Source organism: Bacillus sp. IBL03825 (assembly GCF_024712505.1).
Taxonomy (GTDB): Bacteria; Bacillota; Bacilli; order Bacillales; family Bacillaceae_G; genus Bacillus_A; species Bacillus_A wiedmannii.
This window is the reverse complement of sequence record NZ_JAMXKE010000001.1, coordinates 4,834,555-4,850,365: the sequence shown is the minus strand read 5'-3', so window position 1 is coordinate 4,850,365 and position 15,811 is coordinate 4,834,555. Positions and strand designations below refer to the sequence as shown.

General features: G+C 37.0%; 16 protein-coding genes. 8 read left to right on the top strand and 8 right to left on the bottom strand.

Features of this window, described 5'->3' with window-relative positions:
* Positions 1-140: 140 nt before the first annotated feature.
* Both NHG49_RS25055 and NHG49_RS25050 read right to left on the bottom strand, forming a co-directional pair.
* Positions 141-617, bottom strand: a complete 477-nt coding sequence (locus tag NHG49_RS25055) for a GyrI-like domain-containing protein (RefSeq protein WP_064476306.1) — start codon at positions 615-617, stop codon at positions 141-143.
* Positions 618-742: 125 nt separating this feature from the next.
* The gene (locus NHG49_RS25050; protein ID WP_000829782.1) at positions 743-1,732 is read right to left on the bottom strand and encodes an NAD(P)/FAD-dependent oxidoreductase; all 990 of its coding nucleotides are present in this window, start codon (positions 1,730-1,732) and stop codon (positions 743-745) included.
* Between the two features lie 462 nt (positions 1,733-2,194).
* Between NHG49_RS25050 and NHG49_RS25045 the strand changes: the two genes are divergently transcribed.
* From NHG49_RS25045 to pepA, 5 genes are all read left to right on the top strand, one after another.
* Positions 2,195-3,403 carry an NAD(P)/FAD-dependent oxidoreductase gene (locus NHG49_RS25045; protein ID WP_258126633.1) on the top strand — a complete coding sequence of 403 codons (1,209 nt, stop codon included), beginning with the start codon at positions 2,195-2,197 and terminating at the stop codon, positions 3,401-3,403.
* Between the two features lie 123 nt (positions 3,404-3,526).
* Entirely contained in the window at positions 3,527-4,033 is a 507-nt protein-coding gene (locus NHG49_RS25040) for an NUDIX hydrolase (protein ID WP_064476308.1), read from the top strand.
* Complete coding sequence (locus NHG49_RS25035; protein WP_000027007.1) at positions 4,030-4,347, top strand: YuiB family protein; 318 nt, start codon at positions 4,030-4,032, stop codon at positions 4,345-4,347. The genes NHG49_RS25040 and NHG49_RS25035 overlap by 4 nt, the downstream gene beginning before the upstream one ends.
* An 85-nt stretch (positions 4,348-4,432) precedes the next feature.
* Positions 4,433-5,059, top strand: a complete 627-nt coding sequence (locus tag NHG49_RS25030) for a 3D domain-containing protein (RefSeq protein WP_000920109.1) — start codon at positions 4,433-4,435, stop codon at positions 5,057-5,059.
* Between the two features lie 146 nt (positions 5,060-5,205).
* The gene (gene pepA / locus NHG49_RS25025; protein ID WP_064476309.1) at positions 5,206-6,690 is read left to right on the top strand and encodes a cytosol aminopeptidase; all 1,485 of its coding nucleotides are present in this window, start codon (positions 5,206-5,208) and stop codon (positions 6,688-6,690) included.
* Between the two features lie 130 nt (positions 6,691-6,820).
* On the opposite strand, the gene cdaS is transcribed toward pepA, so the two are convergent.
* A complete protein-coding gene (gene cdaS / locus NHG49_RS25020; RefSeq protein ID WP_001158734.1) occupies positions 6,821-7,426 on the bottom strand; it encodes a sporulation-specific diadenylate cyclase CdaS in 606 nt (201 codons plus the stop codon).
* Positions 7,427-7,569: 143 nt separating this feature from the next.
* Between cdaS and NHG49_RS25015 the strand changes: the two genes are divergently transcribed.
* Positions 7,570-9,294 carry a phospho-sugar mutase gene (locus NHG49_RS25015; protein WP_064476310.1) on the top strand — a complete coding sequence of 575 codons (1,725 nt, stop codon included), beginning with the start codon at positions 7,570-7,572 and terminating at the stop codon, positions 9,292-9,294.
* Between the two features lie 108 nt (positions 9,295-9,402).
* The gene (gene galU / locus NHG49_RS25010; RefSeq protein ID WP_000832650.1) at positions 9,403-10,290 is read left to right on the top strand and encodes a UTP--glucose-1-phosphate uridylyltransferase GalU; all 888 of its coding nucleotides are present in this window, start codon (positions 9,403-9,405) and stop codon (positions 10,288-10,290) included.
* A 105-nt stretch (positions 10,291-10,395) separates the two neighbouring features.
* On the opposite strand, the gene NHG49_RS25005 is transcribed toward galU, so the two are convergent.
* The 3 genes from NHG49_RS25005 to NHG49_RS24995 all read right to left on the bottom strand — a co-directional run bounded on the left by NHG49_RS25005 (position 10,396) and on the right by NHG49_RS24995 (position 12,768).
* On the bottom strand, positions 10,396-11,232 hold the full coding sequence (locus NHG49_RS25005) for a hypothetical protein (protein ID WP_064476311.1): 837 nt from the start codon (positions 11,230-11,232) through the stop codon (positions 10,396-10,398).
* 148 nt (positions 11,233-11,380) lie between these two features.
* The gene (locus tag NHG49_RS25000) at positions 11,381-11,974 is read right to left on the bottom strand and encodes a biotin transporter BioY (protein WP_001252151.1); all 594 of its coding nucleotides are present in this window, start codon (positions 11,972-11,974) and stop codon (positions 11,381-11,383) included.
* 50 nt (positions 11,975-12,024) lie between these two features.
* A complete protein-coding gene (locus NHG49_RS24995; protein WP_064476312.1) occupies positions 12,025-12,768 on the bottom strand; it encodes a DUF3298 and DUF4163 domain-containing protein in 744 nt (247 codons plus the stop codon).
* Between the two features lie 95 nt (positions 12,769-12,863).
* Here NHG49_RS24995 and NHG49_RS24990 point away from each other — a divergent pair, with 95 nt between their 5' ends.
* Positions 12,864-13,247 carry a hotdog fold thioesterase gene (locus NHG49_RS24990; protein WP_000520763.1) on the top strand — a complete coding sequence of 128 codons (384 nt, stop codon included), beginning with the start codon at positions 12,864-12,866 and terminating at the stop codon, positions 13,245-13,247.
* 38 nt (positions 13,248-13,285) lie between these two features.
* Here the strand turns inward: NHG49_RS24990 and NHG49_RS24985 are convergent, their stop codons facing one another.
* Together NHG49_RS24985 and NHG49_RS24980 are read right to left on the bottom strand one after the other, a co-directional pair.
* The gene (locus tag NHG49_RS24985) at positions 13,286-14,662 is read right to left on the bottom strand and encodes a glycine--tRNA ligase (protein WP_060488162.1); all 1,377 of its coding nucleotides are present in this window, start codon (positions 14,660-14,662) and stop codon (positions 13,286-13,288) included.
* 344 nt (positions 14,663-15,006) lie between these two features.
* Entirely contained in the window at positions 15,007-15,720 is a 714-nt protein-coding gene (locus NHG49_RS24980; protein ID WP_064476313.1) for a DNA alkylation repair protein, read from the bottom strand.
* Between the last annotated feature and the right edge of the window lie 91 nt (positions 15,721-15,811).

Here is a 15,811-nt window from a genome sequence, read left to right as displayed (position 1 = left end):
AAACCTATTAACAATCGTTTTATACAGTTTCTAATATTTCTATACTGCACTTTCTCATTGTAGACAATAATGTTGGGTTTGCACAGTGGCTATTTAACGACAAAAAAGAAGATACCATTTGGTATCTTCTTTTTTGTCGTTCAGGCTAATGCAATATAAATATCTAATTGTACGTTGGTTGGATCTGTTGCTTTTTCATCATAAAGCTCAAAGTCTGTTGTAAAAGCACGTTTGTTTTCTTTCGACCATTGCCAAATATATTCCCAAGCCTCACAAACGACTTCAGCAACTGGTCCTTTTCTCGTTGTAAATACCGCATATGTAGCGGCAGGTATTGTTAAAGTTGTCATATTTTCAGGAACGTCTTCTAATGAAGAAACGGGCATACCGATCGTAAATTGATATGTACCAGTTTCATCCGATTCGTAATTTGAATAGAAAGCGAATGTTTCTTTCGTTTGTTGATTTGGGATGTGATGCATCATTTGTTCTTGGAAGTATCGGTTCCAAAGCTGTGGGATTTTTCCTTCAGTAGATGCTTCTTTTTCGTTTGTCGTCGTAATCGAAACGCCGATTGCTTGGAAAGCTTCTTTTTTTACGATCTTAGGTTCTTTCATTTTAAAATATCCCCCTTATCAAATAGAACGTTTGTTCTTGTTTATTGTAACATATTTTGGAAGGATACGGTAGCACAATAATAAAAGAACTCCTTCACGTAAAAGGAGTTCTTTTCATTTCTATATTAAAACATACTTGAGCTGTGCATCGGTTGAAGTTTTGCGTTTGGATCGAAGTAAGCTTTTGCATTGTTTACTGCTGTTGGTGCTTCACCAAAGCCGCAAGCAATGAGTTTTACTTTTCCTTCATATGTACAAATGTCACCAGCAGCGTAAATGCCAGGAATATTCGTTTCCATTTTTGAGTTCACGAGAATGCTGTTTTTTTGTATATCTAAGCCCCAGTTTTTAATTGGACCAAGAGAGGAAACGAAGCCGTAGTTTACAATTACATCATCCACATCGATGATAATTTTTTCTTCCGTTTTTACGTGTTGAAGAACGACTTGTTCAATATTGTCATCACCAATGAGTTCAACTGGAACGTACGGTGTGCTTACTTCCGCACGGGAATTCATTAAGCTTTCTACGCTATGCTCATGCGCACGGAATTTATCACGGCGATGAACGATTGTAACTTTGTCAGCAATTGGCTCTAACATCATTGTCCAATCAACCGCTGAGTCGCCGCCACCAAATACTACGACGCGCTTACCAGCAAATTTATTCATATCATCAACAAAATAATGTAAGTTTTTCTTTTCGTACTTTGCTGTACCTTCTAATTCTAAGCGGCGTGGCTGGAAAGCACCATTGCCAGCAGTAATAATAACTGATTTAGAATAGTGAGTTTGCTTATTCGTAACAAGTTTAAATATACCGTCAGCTTGTTTCTCAAGCGTATCAACAGCTTCTTCTAAACAAACGGTTGGGTCAAATTTCTTCATTTGCTCTTTTAAGTTATCAACTAATTCTTGTGCACGCACTTTCGGGAATCCAGCTACATCATAAATGTATTTTTCAGGGTAGAGTGCGGATAATTGTCCTCCAAGTTGAGGTAAGCTTTCAATGATTTTTACACTTGCTTGTCTCATGCCGCCATAAAATGCTGTGAACAGTCCTGTTGGACCACCACCAATAATTGTTATGTCGTAAACTTTTTGATTTTCTGCCACTTTCATGCCCCCTATAGATGGAATTTTGATATTGATTTCATATATTGTTCATATGTACAAGAAAATCCTGCAAATGATGACACTTTCAAATAAATGATAGCATATTTGAGTTCATAATACTTCCGAAAACGACTGAATTGTGTGTAAGTTTTCGCATAGATGCTTTTTTAATTGTATAAAATATGGTGAAAGGAAAATACATGAAAAAAAGGTTGAAAAACCCTTGAAAACGCTATGTTATTTTAAAATATTGATAATTCGCCAGACGCTTGAATTCTGGAATAAAACCGACTAATATAGGGAAGTATTATGTTAAATTTCTATGACAAAATTCGTACGATTTTTTGACTGCGTTTTGTTATGATATAGAATGTGATAAATTCCACATTCTTGACAAATAGAGTTTTTAGTACTTGGTATTATTTTTCATTACTATTATATAAAGAAAAGGGTTGTGATTTGGTGAAGACTCCAAAAATCGTAGTTTTAGGTGCAGGTTATGGCGGGATGATTACGACTGTTCGTCTGCAAAAAGCATTATCTGTAAATGAAGCTGAAATTACGTTAGTAAACAACAACAGCTATCACTACCAAGCGACTTGGTTACACGAGAGCGCAGCTGGTACATTACAAGATGAAAAAATCTGTCTAGATATTCAAGACGTTATTGATACAAATAAAGTAAACTTTGTACAAGATACAGTAGTAGAAATTAAATCTGCTGAAAAACGCATTATCTTAAAAGACGGCGAGTTAGAGTATGACTACTTAGTAATCGGTCTTGGTTTCGAATCAGAAACATTCGGAATTACAGGATTAAAAGAGCATGCATTCTCAATCGCTAACATTAATGCAACTCGTCAAATTCGTGAGCATATGGAAGCTAGTTTCGCTAAATATGCAACTGAACAACGCGATGAGTTAGTAACAATCGTTGTTGGTGGTGCTGGATTTACTGGTATCGAGTACGTAGGTGAGCTTGCAAACCGTGTTCCAGAACTTTGCAAAGAGTACAATGTACCACGTGAAAAAGCACGTATCATCTGTGTAGAGGCTGCTCCAACAGCACTTCCAGGTTTCGATCCAGCATTAGTAGAATATGCTGTAAAACAACTTGAGAAAAAAGGCGTAGAATTCCGCATCGGTACAGCAATTAAAGAAGCAACTGAAGAAGGTATTATCGTTGCAAACGGTGATGATACTGAATTACTTAAGTCTGAAACAGTAGTTTGGGCTGCGGGTGTTCGTGGTAACGGTATTGTAGAAGAGTCTGGCTTTGAAGCAATGCGCGGACGTGTAAAAGTTGATGAGTACATGCACGCTCCAGGATACGAAGATGTATTCATGGTTGGTGACGCAGCGTTAATCATTAACGAAGAAATTAATCGTCCATATCCACCAACGGCACAAATCGCAATTCAAGAAGGTTACAACATTGCACACAACTTAACTGTGTTAGTTCGTGGCAAGGGCGAAATGAAAAAATTCGCATTTGATAATAAAGGATCTGTATGTTCTTTAGGTCATGACGATGCAATGGGCGTTGTTATGGGCAAAAAGTTAACAGGTTGGAAAGCTTCTTTCATGAAGAAAGTTATCGATAACCGTTACCTATTCTTATTAGGTGGACCTTTATTAGTTCTTAAAAAAGGTAAATTAAAGTTCTTTTAATATATAGTAGAAAAAGCAGAAACGGCTAAGAGCTGTTTCTGCTTTTTTCATTTAAAAAATATAGTATAATATATAAAAAAGAAAGAATATTCTGTCCGTTCTAGTAGAGGAGGGTATTACATCATGGAGAAGCGAGGGAAAGTGTGGTTAGCTGTTAGTGGTTTAGTTGCTACAAAAGATGGCAGGTGGCTGTTCGTTAAGAAAAAATACAGTGGATTAAAGGGGAAATGGTCTTTACCGGCTGGTTTTGTAAATGAAGGTGAGACGGTTGATGAAGCTGTGAAACGTGAAGTGTTAGAAGAGACAGGTATCGTCGCTCATGTGAAGGGGATCATTGGTGTTCGATCGGGCGTGATTCGCAATGAGATTAGTGATAATATGATTATTTTCCTTTTGGAGCCTGAAGGAGAAAACATTATTGTACAGGAGAAGGAATTGTCTGAAGTAGCATTTTTACATCCAGATACGATTGCGGACGATCCAAATACGTCTGTACTTATCAAATATTTGTTTGAAGGAAGATCAGAACCACATCTTGAGATGAACAAAACATTAGATCCAGGAGAGCAATTTGGTTATACAGCTTATCACGTATTTACGGCGCAGACGAAGGAGAGGGAGAAAGAGTGAGTATACCGGTACTACTTATTTCAATGATGTTATTTTTCATTTTATTTTTTGGAATTGGATTTTTACTCAACATGATATTGCGAGCGACATGGGTAATGGTTATTGTGTATCCGATTGTTTGTATACTTATTATTAATAAGGCGAGTGTGTGGGATTATTTTTCAAAGCCGAAAGAAACATTCTCTTCATTTGGGACAAGTGTATCGCATTTAGGGCAGGCAGATGTGTTTATTCTATCTACTGGATTAGTAGGTGCTGCCTTAGCCGGAATTGTCATTAAGAAACTTCGGAAAAGCGGATATCAAATGTTTTAATCTCCAATTCATTTGGGGATTATTTTTTGCATATTCCTTCATCGTATAGGGAATGATTAACGATGAAGGAGTGTGGAATATAAAAATGTTAAAACGATATTGTATTCGCATTATGATGACTTGTTTACTTGTATCCGCATTATGCGTAACATGGAATGCTTTCACAGGAGTTTCTTTATTAGAGATTGTAAAGAAATATGAGGGAACGAGTGCAAAAGAAGTACATGCAGCAGAAGTTAAGAGAAATGTTGCTCCGAGTAAAGAAGTGATAAATGCTTTAGAGCAGGCAAACGACTGGTCTAAATATCGTTCAATTGAAATGACTGCAACAGGTTATACGTCGGGAATTGAATCAACTGGTAAGAGACCGGGACATCCGGAGTATGGTATTACATATTCAGGAGTTAAGGTGAAAAGGGATTTATATTCCACAATAGCTGCGGACTTACGCGTATTCCCAATTGGAACGATTCTATTCGTACCAGGTTATGGGTACGGTGTAGTAGCTGATAAGGGCGGTGCAATAAAAGGAAACCGTCTTGATCTATATTATGATACGGTGAAAGATGTTTATAGCCAATGGGGTAAGAAAAAAGTAAATGTGTATGTAGTGAAAGTCGGAAATGGTAAGTTTTCAGAAGAAGAGTTAACGATGTTAAATCAAGACGAAACGATGCAAGTGTTTCGCGGTCAATATTTAAAACAAAGATAGTCTAGTGGGAAGTACGCTAGACTTTTTTATTTTATAAATAGAAGAAATATGGATTATATAGGATGTAACAGAAGTTAGAATTGTCGCATTTTATCGAAAATAAAGTTATAATAAAGGCAGAGTAGAGAAATTTAGGGGGTCTGAACATGTTTCAAGTACAAAAAGAATTAGCAAGCCATGAAGCGGTAATCGTTGCCTTATTTGAAGAAGAGAAAACGAGTAGTTTTGTACAAGAACTGGACAAAGCTTTTGAAGGACAATTACAAGTTTTATTAGAAGAGAAAGAACTTTCTACTAAGAAGAAAGCTATTTCAAAAGTACATAGTTTAGGAAAAACAAATGTGAAACGTTATTATTTCGTTGGTTTAGGTAAGAAAGTGTCTTACACGACAGAAACGTTGCGTTCTGCTCTTGGTAAGGCGTTTAAAACGTTACAAGCAGCGAAAGTACAAGATGCAGCAATCTTGCTTGATTCTTTCGTAACAGAGAAATTGGATGCGATTGATGTAGCTCATATTGCAGCAGAAGTACAAGGTCTTGGTACATATGAGTTACAAACGTATAAATCAGATAAAAAGGATCGTGTGGAACTAGAGAAGTTCACGGCTATTACAGCGGAAGATGCACAAGAAATTGAAGCTGCATTAACAGTTGGCTACGTACATGGACGTGCAACAAATTCAGCTCGTACACTTGTAAATATGCCACCAAACGTATTAACAGCAACAAAGCTTGCTGAGTATGCTGTTGAGTTAGCAGAAAAGTATGATATGGATTATAAAGTTCTTGAGAAAGAAGAGATGGAAGAGCTTGGTATGGGTGCGTTACTTGCAGTAAACCAAGGATCTACTGAGCCACCAAAAATGATCGCTCTTATTTATAAAGGAAAAGAAGAGTGGACAGATGTCATTGGATTCGTTGGAAAAGGGATTACATACGATACAGGTGGTTATTCTTTAAAACCACGTGAAGGCATGGTCGGTATGAAAGGTGATATGGGCGGTGCTGCGTCTGTATTAGGTGCGATGGAAATTATCGGTGAACTTCGCCCAGAGCAAAATGTGATTGCTGTTATTCCATCAACTGATAACGTTGTAAGTGGTACAGCATTTAAGCCAGACGATGTAATCACATCTATGAGCGGAAAAACAATTGAAGTATTAAATACAGATGCAGAGGGTCGCCTAGCGTTAGCTGACGGTATTACGTATGCGAAAAAACTAGGTGCAAACTATCTTATTGATGTTGCGACATTAACAGGTGGTGTAATTGTTGCACTTGGAAATCAGACGACAGGCGCAATGACAAACAATGAAGAGTTGTTTGAGCAAGTGCTAGAGGCGTCTATGGAAACAGATGAATCAATTTGGCAATTACCGATTTTTGATCGTGATAAAGAACGCGTTCGAAACAGTAAGTTTGCCGATTTAAATAACTCACCAGGCCGTGAAGGACATGCGGTTATGGCAGGTACATTCTTAGGTGAATTTGCTGAAGATACACCTTGGGTACACTTAGACATCGCGGGAACATCTGAAACGTCAGGAGCGCATGATTTAGGGCCAGCTGGAGCAACAGGTGCAATGGTACGTACACTTGCAACACTTGTTGAACGTTTCGGGGAAGAGTAAGATCCAATAGAAAAGGCTGTTCCAATATTTTGGAACAGCCTTTTTTATTGGTATGATTATTGTCATTTTTTTTCGGTAAGTCGATATAATTTCAATTCCTATTGTACTGTTCTATAGGAAAAGATGGATCCTATAAAGAAATCGTATATAACGTCCCATTTAAAGCGAATGAAGTGCGGCCTGTTTCTTCAGAGACAACTAAAATAAGTGCATCGCTTTTTTCTGATAAACCAATTGCAGCTCTGTGACGTGTTCCTAGCTCAGGATCAACTTCTGTGCTTTTCGTTAACGGAAGAATATTGGCAGCTGAAACAATATGATTATTTTTAACGAGAACGGCTCCGTCATGAAGAGGGTTACCTGGATAGAAAATGGATTCAAGTAACGGTGAGGTTAAATGAGCATGTAATGTTGTTCCAGTTTGAATGAGAGAGTCAAGCGGCTCGTTTCTTTCCACAACAATAAGAGCCCCGTGTTTTCGGGCACTTAAATGTTGGACAGTTGCTGTAATAGAATGTGAGCTTTCCGTATAAGGTGATAAATACGCTTGAATATAGTATGTAGCTGCCAATGTTTGTACGTTTGCTAACATATGATGAATATCTTCCATTTTGCACAAAATACATTCATCCTCTTTATCAATTGCTTGTCTCATAATGGATAATTCTTTCTCAGCAATTTCAATCATTTGCTTTGTTTGTATTTTGAGCTCTTCTGACAAGCCCCATTCTTGCATAATCCTCATTCCCTTTATTGGAGTATTTAACCATAGTGTATACAAATATTCCTAGTAAAATCCTGTTAGATTGTAAAAAATATTGAGATACAGGTTGTTTTTTTCATATAATAAAGGTAGGACAAGCGAGAGGAGATAGAAATATGAACTGGAAACAAGAATTTAGTCGCTGGCTTTCATATGCAGAGTTAGATGCAGAACTAAAAGAACAGTTAGAAAACATGAAGCAAGATGAGAAGAAAATTGAGGACAGCTTTTATAAAAATCTAGAATTCGGCACAGGTGGTATGCGTGGTGAACTTGGTGCTGGTACGAACCGTTTGAATGTATATACAGTTCGTAAAGCAACACAAGGATTAGCAAAGTTTATTGAAAAATTAGGTGAAGAAGCGAAAAAACGCGGTGTTGTTGTAGCGTACGATTCTCGTCATAAATCACCTGAATTTGCAATGGAAGTAGCTGCTACACTTGGTGCACACGGTATCACAACATATGTGTTTGAAAGCTTGCGTCCAACGCCAGTGCTTTCTTTCGCAGTTCGTCATTTACATACAGTAAGTGGAATCGTTCTTACGGCAAGCCATAATCCACCGGAATATAACGGTTATAAAGTATATGGTGAAGATGGTGGGCAGTTGCCTCCAAAAGAAGCTGATGAATTAATTAGCTATGTAAATGCAGTAGAGGATGAGTTAACAGTTGAGGTTGCTAATGTGGAGCAATTAAAAGCTGACGGTTTATTACATATTATTGGACAAGAAGTAGATGATGCATATGCAACAGAATTGAACAATGTCATCATTAATAAAGAAATGGTACAAAATGTTGGAAAAGACTTAAAAATCGTCTTTACACCATTACATGGAACATCAAATATTTCTGTACGCCGTGGTTTAGAAGAAGTTGGATTTAAAGATGTAACAGTTGTAAAAGAGCAAGAATTACCAGATCCGAACTTCTCTACAGTAAAATCACCGAACCCAGAAGAGCATGCAGCGTTTGAGTATGCAATTCGTGACGGTGAGAAGGTAGGCGCAGATGTGTTAATCGCAACGGATCCTGACGCAGACCGCCTAGGCGTTGCAGTTCGTAATCACGATGGTGAGTTCCAAGTATTAACGGGTAACCAAACAGGTGCATTAATGCTTGATTATTTATTATCTCAAAAGAAAGAAAACGGAACGCTTCCAGAGAACGGTGTTGTATTAAAAACAATCGTAACGTCTGAAATTGGCCGTACAATCGCGAAAGCATACGGTTTAGATACAGTTGATACGTTAACTGGATTTAAATTTATCGGTGAGAAAATTAAACAGTATGAAGAAAGCGGACAATACGAATTCCAATTCGGTTATGAGGAAAGCTATGGTTATTTAATCCGTCCATTCTGTCGTGATAAAGATGCAGTACAATCTGTTCTATTTGCATGTGAAGTAGCTGCATACTACAAATCACAAGGTAAAACGTTATACGATGGTTTATTAGAAGTATTTGAGAAGTACGGTTTCTTCCGTGAAGATCTTGTATCGCTAACGTTAAAAGGAAAAGATGGAGCGGAACAAATTCAAGAGATGATGGCAACATTCCGTGAAAATCCTCCGAAAGAAGTAGCGGGCTTAACAGTTGTGGCTGTTGAAGACTATAAAGCGAGCATCGTTACATCTTTACAAGATGGACATAAAGAAGAGATTCACTTACCGAAATCAAATGTGTTAAAATATCAATTAGAAGATGGTTCTTGGTTCTGCCTACGTCCATCGGGAACTGAACCGAAGATTAAGTTCTACTTCGGTGTTCAAGATAATTCTTTACAAAATAGTGAACAAAAGTTACTTACTATTAAAGAAGATATTATGAATCGTTTATAATATAAAGTAATTTTAAGTAGTAGGGAACAAAAGGGAGTGAAACCTCCCTTTTGTTCTATGTAAGGAAATAATCGTTATTGATTCTGACAGAAGAGAGGGTATTTTGTGATGAAAAGAGTAAGAAAAGCGATAATCCCAGCAGCTGGATTAGGAACACGTTTTTTACCAGCTACAAAAGCAATGCCAAAAGAAATGTTACCGATAGTAGATAAACCAACTATCCAATACATTGTAGAAGAAGCAATAAAATCAGGAATCGAAGATATTATTATCGTTACTGGTAAAACGAAGCGCTCTATTGAAGATCATTTTGATAATGCATTTGAGTTAGAGCAAAACTTATTAGAAAAGAAAAAGTATGAGTTACTTGAAAAAGTACAGGCTTCTTCAAAAATGGTAGATATTCACTATATCCGTCAAAAAGAACCAAAAGGATTAGGGCATGCAGTTTGGTGTGCACGTAAATTCATCGGTGATGAGCCATTCGCTGTTTTATTAGGTGATGATATCGTTCAAGCTGAAAAACCATGTTTACGTCAATTAATTGAAGAATATGATAAAACGCTTTCTTCTGTTATTGGTGTACAAACGGTTCCAGAAGATGAAACACACCGTTATGGAATTATCGACCCGTTAGAGCAGGAAGGACGTCGTTATCAAGTTCGCAATTTCGTTGAGAAACCAGCAGCAGGTACAGCACCTTCAAACTTAGCAATTATGGGACGTTACGTTTTAACACCTGAAATCTTCATGTTCTTAGAACAGCAACATGTTGGTGCTGGTGGTGAAATTCAGTTAACAGATGCAATCCAAAACTTAAACGAAATTCAACGTGTATTCGCTTACGATTTCGAAGGAAAGCGCTACGACGTAGGTGAAAAGTTAGGATTCGTTCAAACGACAATCGAAATGGCCCTGCAACACCCAGAATTACGTGATGAAATGGTTCCAATGATGCAGAAAATTTTAGAAGAACACACGAAGCAACAGTCTTAATATAGTGATATAATCCCCTGTTGGATGAGCGGTAAAGGAACGTATTTACTGCTTAATCTAAAGGGGATTTTTTTGAGAAAAAAAGACACTCTCAAGAGAGTGTCTTTACTTTTGATCAGTAGGCTTTAGCTCATCAGCTTTGGATTTTATTTCATCAGTAATAGCGATATTAATATTACCAGCTGCTTTTTTGTATTCCTGAATCAATGCATTAACGTTTTGATTAAATGAAATTAAGCTGCCACTTGGAGATTGGGCCTGTTCGTTAAGCGCAGTGATAATCCCATATATTTTTTTATATTCTTCATAGGTTTCTTTATATTTATTAGGCTGTTCTTTTGCAGCTTCAGAGACTAACTTTAAATCATTTCCCATATTGTTATAAAACGTATCAACGCTTGTAATCATTCCGTCAATTTCTGTTCTCTTAGAACTTAGTGCATTATTGAAGTCCTGTCTTTTATCTATTGCGCTTGACCATGTAGTTGAATACTCGGATAACACGTAAGATGCTGCATATTTAAAGGTGTTTATATTATTATAAAAAGATGCTGCGGCAATTAAGTAATTAGCTTCTTTTTTCTTTTGGGCTTGAAGAGCTTGATACTCCTCTTCCATATTTGTTACTTTTGTTATCGTAAAGAGAAGAACGATGACGGATATAACGGTTGTTAGAAATAGTATTAACGATGTTATTAAAGATTTTTTTGCTGGTAATTTTCGTACTTTCTTAATTAACCCAATAACAATAAAGATTAAAGCCGCGCATAAACTAACTATAGTAAGAATTAAAAAGAAAAATGCTAGGCCGTTTCCAAAGGTATATGACATTCCTAACTCGCTATTTCCATATAATTTGTAACCGATACTCATACCTAGTATGAAAAATAAAGATAGTACTCCGACACTTACTTTAATAAGTGTATTTTTTGATAGATTCACTGATTTTCCTCCAAAATATTGTTCTAATTAGATGTGCAAAATATCTAATTTGCTGAATTAGCATAACAAAAATCATTTTTAATATGTGTCGTATATTGTCGAAGAAACAAAAAAGAGTTATCTTAGCATAGTAAGATAACTCTTTTTATTATGAAATCGTCGAATGAGAATGCTGATAAGCGGAACGACGTACAGCATAGTATATGCGAGGTGCGATAATAGCACCGATAATGGTAAATGCAATATCTTTTACTGCGAACCACATCATAATCATCCAAGCAGCTTTATAACTCATATTACCACCCATGAAGAAATTGACTGCCCCGTACATATAAGTAGTACCGATAATATACGTTAAAATGATTCCTGTGAAAGAGGCAATTGCAAATGTACTGAATGTTGGTCGTTCTTTTTGTTCTACTAGTTTTCCTGATACGTAAGCAACGATAATAAATGCAATAATAAAACCACCAGTAGGATCTAAAAGTGCCCCGAATCCAGCTTTGAAGTTAGCGAAAATTGGTGCACCAGCTAAGCCAACGAGCATATACACAGTCATTGATAATGCACCAAGTCTACTTCCAAGAAGAAGCCCTGCTAAAATTGCGAAAAATGGTTGCATAGATAATGGGATGCCCGCTACTTGCAGGAATGGTGCCCAAGATACAATATTTGCACCAATGGCCATAAGAGCGACGAACATGGCAGCTAATGCTAAATCTAAAACATGAAATCTTCTCATAATGTTAACCTCCTGTTGTTTTTAGGTTAACATTATCGTAGCGAAAATATTTACTTGTTGTCAATCAAAATATTTTGATAAGAAGGCTTCAAATACTCTCTTAGCAACGTATACGGAATACGGAATTGAGGAATTCCGCTTGAATAAGGAGCAATCTCATATAAAGGGAAATAAATGACGAGGTTGTCCGGTTCTAAAAAGAAGTGAAACTTTTTCGTGCTCATGACCTTTTCAGTTGCATCGGGAAAATAAATGCCTTCATTTTGTTTAATTTGTCTTACGATCTCAGCGCGGATTACTTCTTTATATGTATCTTTTTGTTGAAATAAATCATCTAAGCGTAGTAACTTTTTTTCGTTTAAATCAAATGTGTTTGCCTTCCACGTATAAAGACCGTGTGCTCCGCCTGTATATTGATAGTAATTCAAATATAGGCTGAGAAACGGTGGTTTATTCAGGGAGACTTTATAATCAACATTCGCCACGTACGGATGAAATGGTGTACTAGATCCTTCTGTTTCTTTATAATATTTTTTTGCGTCTTTTTCTAATTTTGTTTTAAATTTATCGGTAGATTTTTTGTAATAGAAATTGAGCTTATTTTGAAATTTAGAATCGGAAAAATTGTGAAAAGAAGGTCTGTTAATTTGATATTCTATATAAGGTTTCTTACCTTTTTGTGTTACAGTCTGAACATCGATTGTCAGGTTGGATGCTTTGGCTGCTAGTGCACAATTTGGTACAATAGACAGCAAGGAGAACATAAGCAGTAATATACAAAATTTCTGTTTCATTTAGGTGAAACCTCCTTATATAAGTGTTATAAGTAGTTTGAAAATAAATAGGTAAAATTATACATTCAATTAAAGTAAGAGAAGGAGGAAACGATATGGGAAAAACTTTAATGGATTCACTTGGAATTGAGTTGTTAGAGATGACAGAAGATAAGGTGGTTGCTACGATGCCTGTTGATGAGCGTACGCATCAGCCGTTTGGTTTTTTACACGGCGGTGCATCTCTTGCATTAGCGGAAACAGTAGCAAGTGTTGGTTCATACAATTTAATTGATCAAGAGAAATGTATTTGTTTCGGTCTAGAAATTAATGCAAATCACATTCGCTCAAAGAAAGATGGAATTGTAACAGCGATCGGGACACCGATACATAGAGGACATTCAACGATGGTTTGGGATGTGCGTATTATTGATGAAAATGATGATTTACTATGCATATCAAGATGTACAGTAGCAATTAAAGAAAAACGTGAAAAGTAAAAAGAGGCGGCTCAATAGAGCGCCTCTTTTTCTTATAATTAGAACTGGATTTTCTTCTCTAAGAAACCTTTTAGTTCGCTAATTGGCATACGAACTTGTTCCATTGTGTCACGGTCACGTACTGTAACAGCTTTGTCTTCAACTGAGTCGAAGTCGTAAGTGATACAGAATGGTGTACCGATTTCGTCTTGACGACGGTAACGTTTACCGATAGAACCAGTTTCGTCAAAGTCTACCATGAAGTCTTTAGCTAGTTCTGCGAATACTTCAGTAGCACCTTCAGATAGCTTTTTAGATAATGGTAAGATAGCTGCTTTGTATGGTGCTAAAGCAGGGTGGAAACGAAGAACTGTACGAGAATCGTTTTCTAATTGCTCTTCTTCATATGCATCACATAAGAATGCTAATGTTACGCGGTCAGCACCTAAAGATGGCTCGATGCAGTACGGTACGTAACGCTCATTCGTTTGTGGATCGATATAGTTAAAGTCTTCATTAGAGTGTTCCATGTGACGTTTTAAATCGAAGTCTGTACGAGATGCAACGCCCCATAGTTCGCCCCAACCGAATGGGAATCTGAATTCAATATCAGTTGTTGCGTTACTGTAGTGAGATAATTCCTCTTCACCGTGGTCACGAAGACGCATGCTTTCTTCAGTCATACCAAGTGAAAGTAACCAGTTCTTACAAGTTTCACGCCAGAATGCGAACCACTCTAAATCTTCACCAGGCTTACAGAAGAATTCAAGTTCCATTTGTTCGAATTCACGTGTACGGAATGTGAAGTTACCAGGCGTGATTTCGTTACGGAAGCTCTTACCGATTTGGCCAATACCAAATGGAAGCTTTTTACGCATAGAGCGTTGTACGTTTTTGAAGTTTACGAAAATACCTTGTGCTGTTTCAGGACGAAGGAAGATTTCGTTCGTGCTAGACTCTGTAACACCTTGGAATGTTTTGAACATTAAGTTGAACTGACGGATTTCAGTGAATTCTTGGCTACCACAATCAGGACATTTTACTTCATGTTCTTTCATTAAATCAGCCATTTGGTCGAAAGTAAGACCATCAACAACCATTTCGATGCCTTTTGCATCTAATGCATCTTCAATTAATTTGTCGGCACGGTGACGCGCTTTACATTTTTTACAGTCGATCATTGGATCGTTGAAGTTACCAACGTGACCAGAAGCGATCCAAGTTTTTGGGTTCATTAAAATAGCTGCGTCTAAACCAACGTTATGTGGAGATTCTTGAATGAATTTTTTCCACCAAGCTTTTTTAACGTTATTTTTTAATTCGATTCCAAGTGGACCGTAATCCCAAGTGTTTGCAAGACCACCGTAAATTTCAGAACCAGGGAAAACAAAACCGCGATGTTTCGCTAAGTTTACAACTTGTTCCATTGAATACATAATAAAATCCTCCTTTTGAAAGTTAACGTATTGGCGATGACGTGCTCAGATACTAGTGAAACGAGCGGTATATGCTTTGAAAACATAAAAAAACGCTCATCCCAAGGCTTAATTGCCTAGGGACGAGCGTTTGCCCGCGGTTCCACCCTAGTTGATACACAACAGGTGCATCCACTTTATCACGTATTGCTCGGGACTGCCGTTTCCTTGCGGTTTCAGGCTTTCACTATCCCTGAATCGCTTTTGTGCAAGTACTTATAAGTCCGTCATCGCTACTTATATTAATAATAATGAACATATTCTAACACGTTCTTTTTTAAATCTCAATAGAGGAACGCGTCTATCTATGATAGAGTCTCGCCTATTTTTTCGTTATTTATTCCGTAATTTTGTTTAATGTGCTTAATTGCTTCACGTTTACTAAGCGAGGCAAGCTCGTTATTTTGCACGTATTCCCAAACGACATCGGGCTTCGTTTTTGCATATTCGCGAAGGACCCAGCCGATTGCTTTTTGAATGAAAAATTCTTTTGAAGAATGTAGTTGTCCAATAATCCAGAAAAGAAGTTCTTCATCCATCTTTTGTTTATATTTTAGCTGGAATAAAATAGCGGCGCGTTGTAACCATATGTTATCTGATGCAATCCATTTTGGAATATAGGCGGAAATTAATTCCGGATGTTTTAAAAAGATATTCCCTAAAAATGTAGGAACGATGCTATCGACAGAATCCCACCAAGATTTTGTTACAATGAGTTCTTCTAAAAACGGAATATGCGTTTCGTTTATATGCTTTTTATATTTTTGCATAATATCGAGTGCGGCCGCTTGAAATTCACGTTCTGGTAAATCCCAAAGCTCACGTACGATAACTTGGAAATCTTTTTGATCTGGGAGAGTATGTATTTGGATGACGTCTTTCAATAGTTGTCTTCTTTCAGGTGTTTGAATACCGAGAAATGGGAAGTGATTTTTCATATAACGTGCCATCGGTTCCGCTTTTTCAAGGTTTTTATGAGCTATGAAATGCTCTTGTAATGCTTGTACAAATGGATGCATAAGTGCGTTCTCCTTTCTTATTACCTTTCTCATACCATTATACAGAGAGTTTGGATAAATTTTAAAACATAACTTGTAAAGTAATGAAATA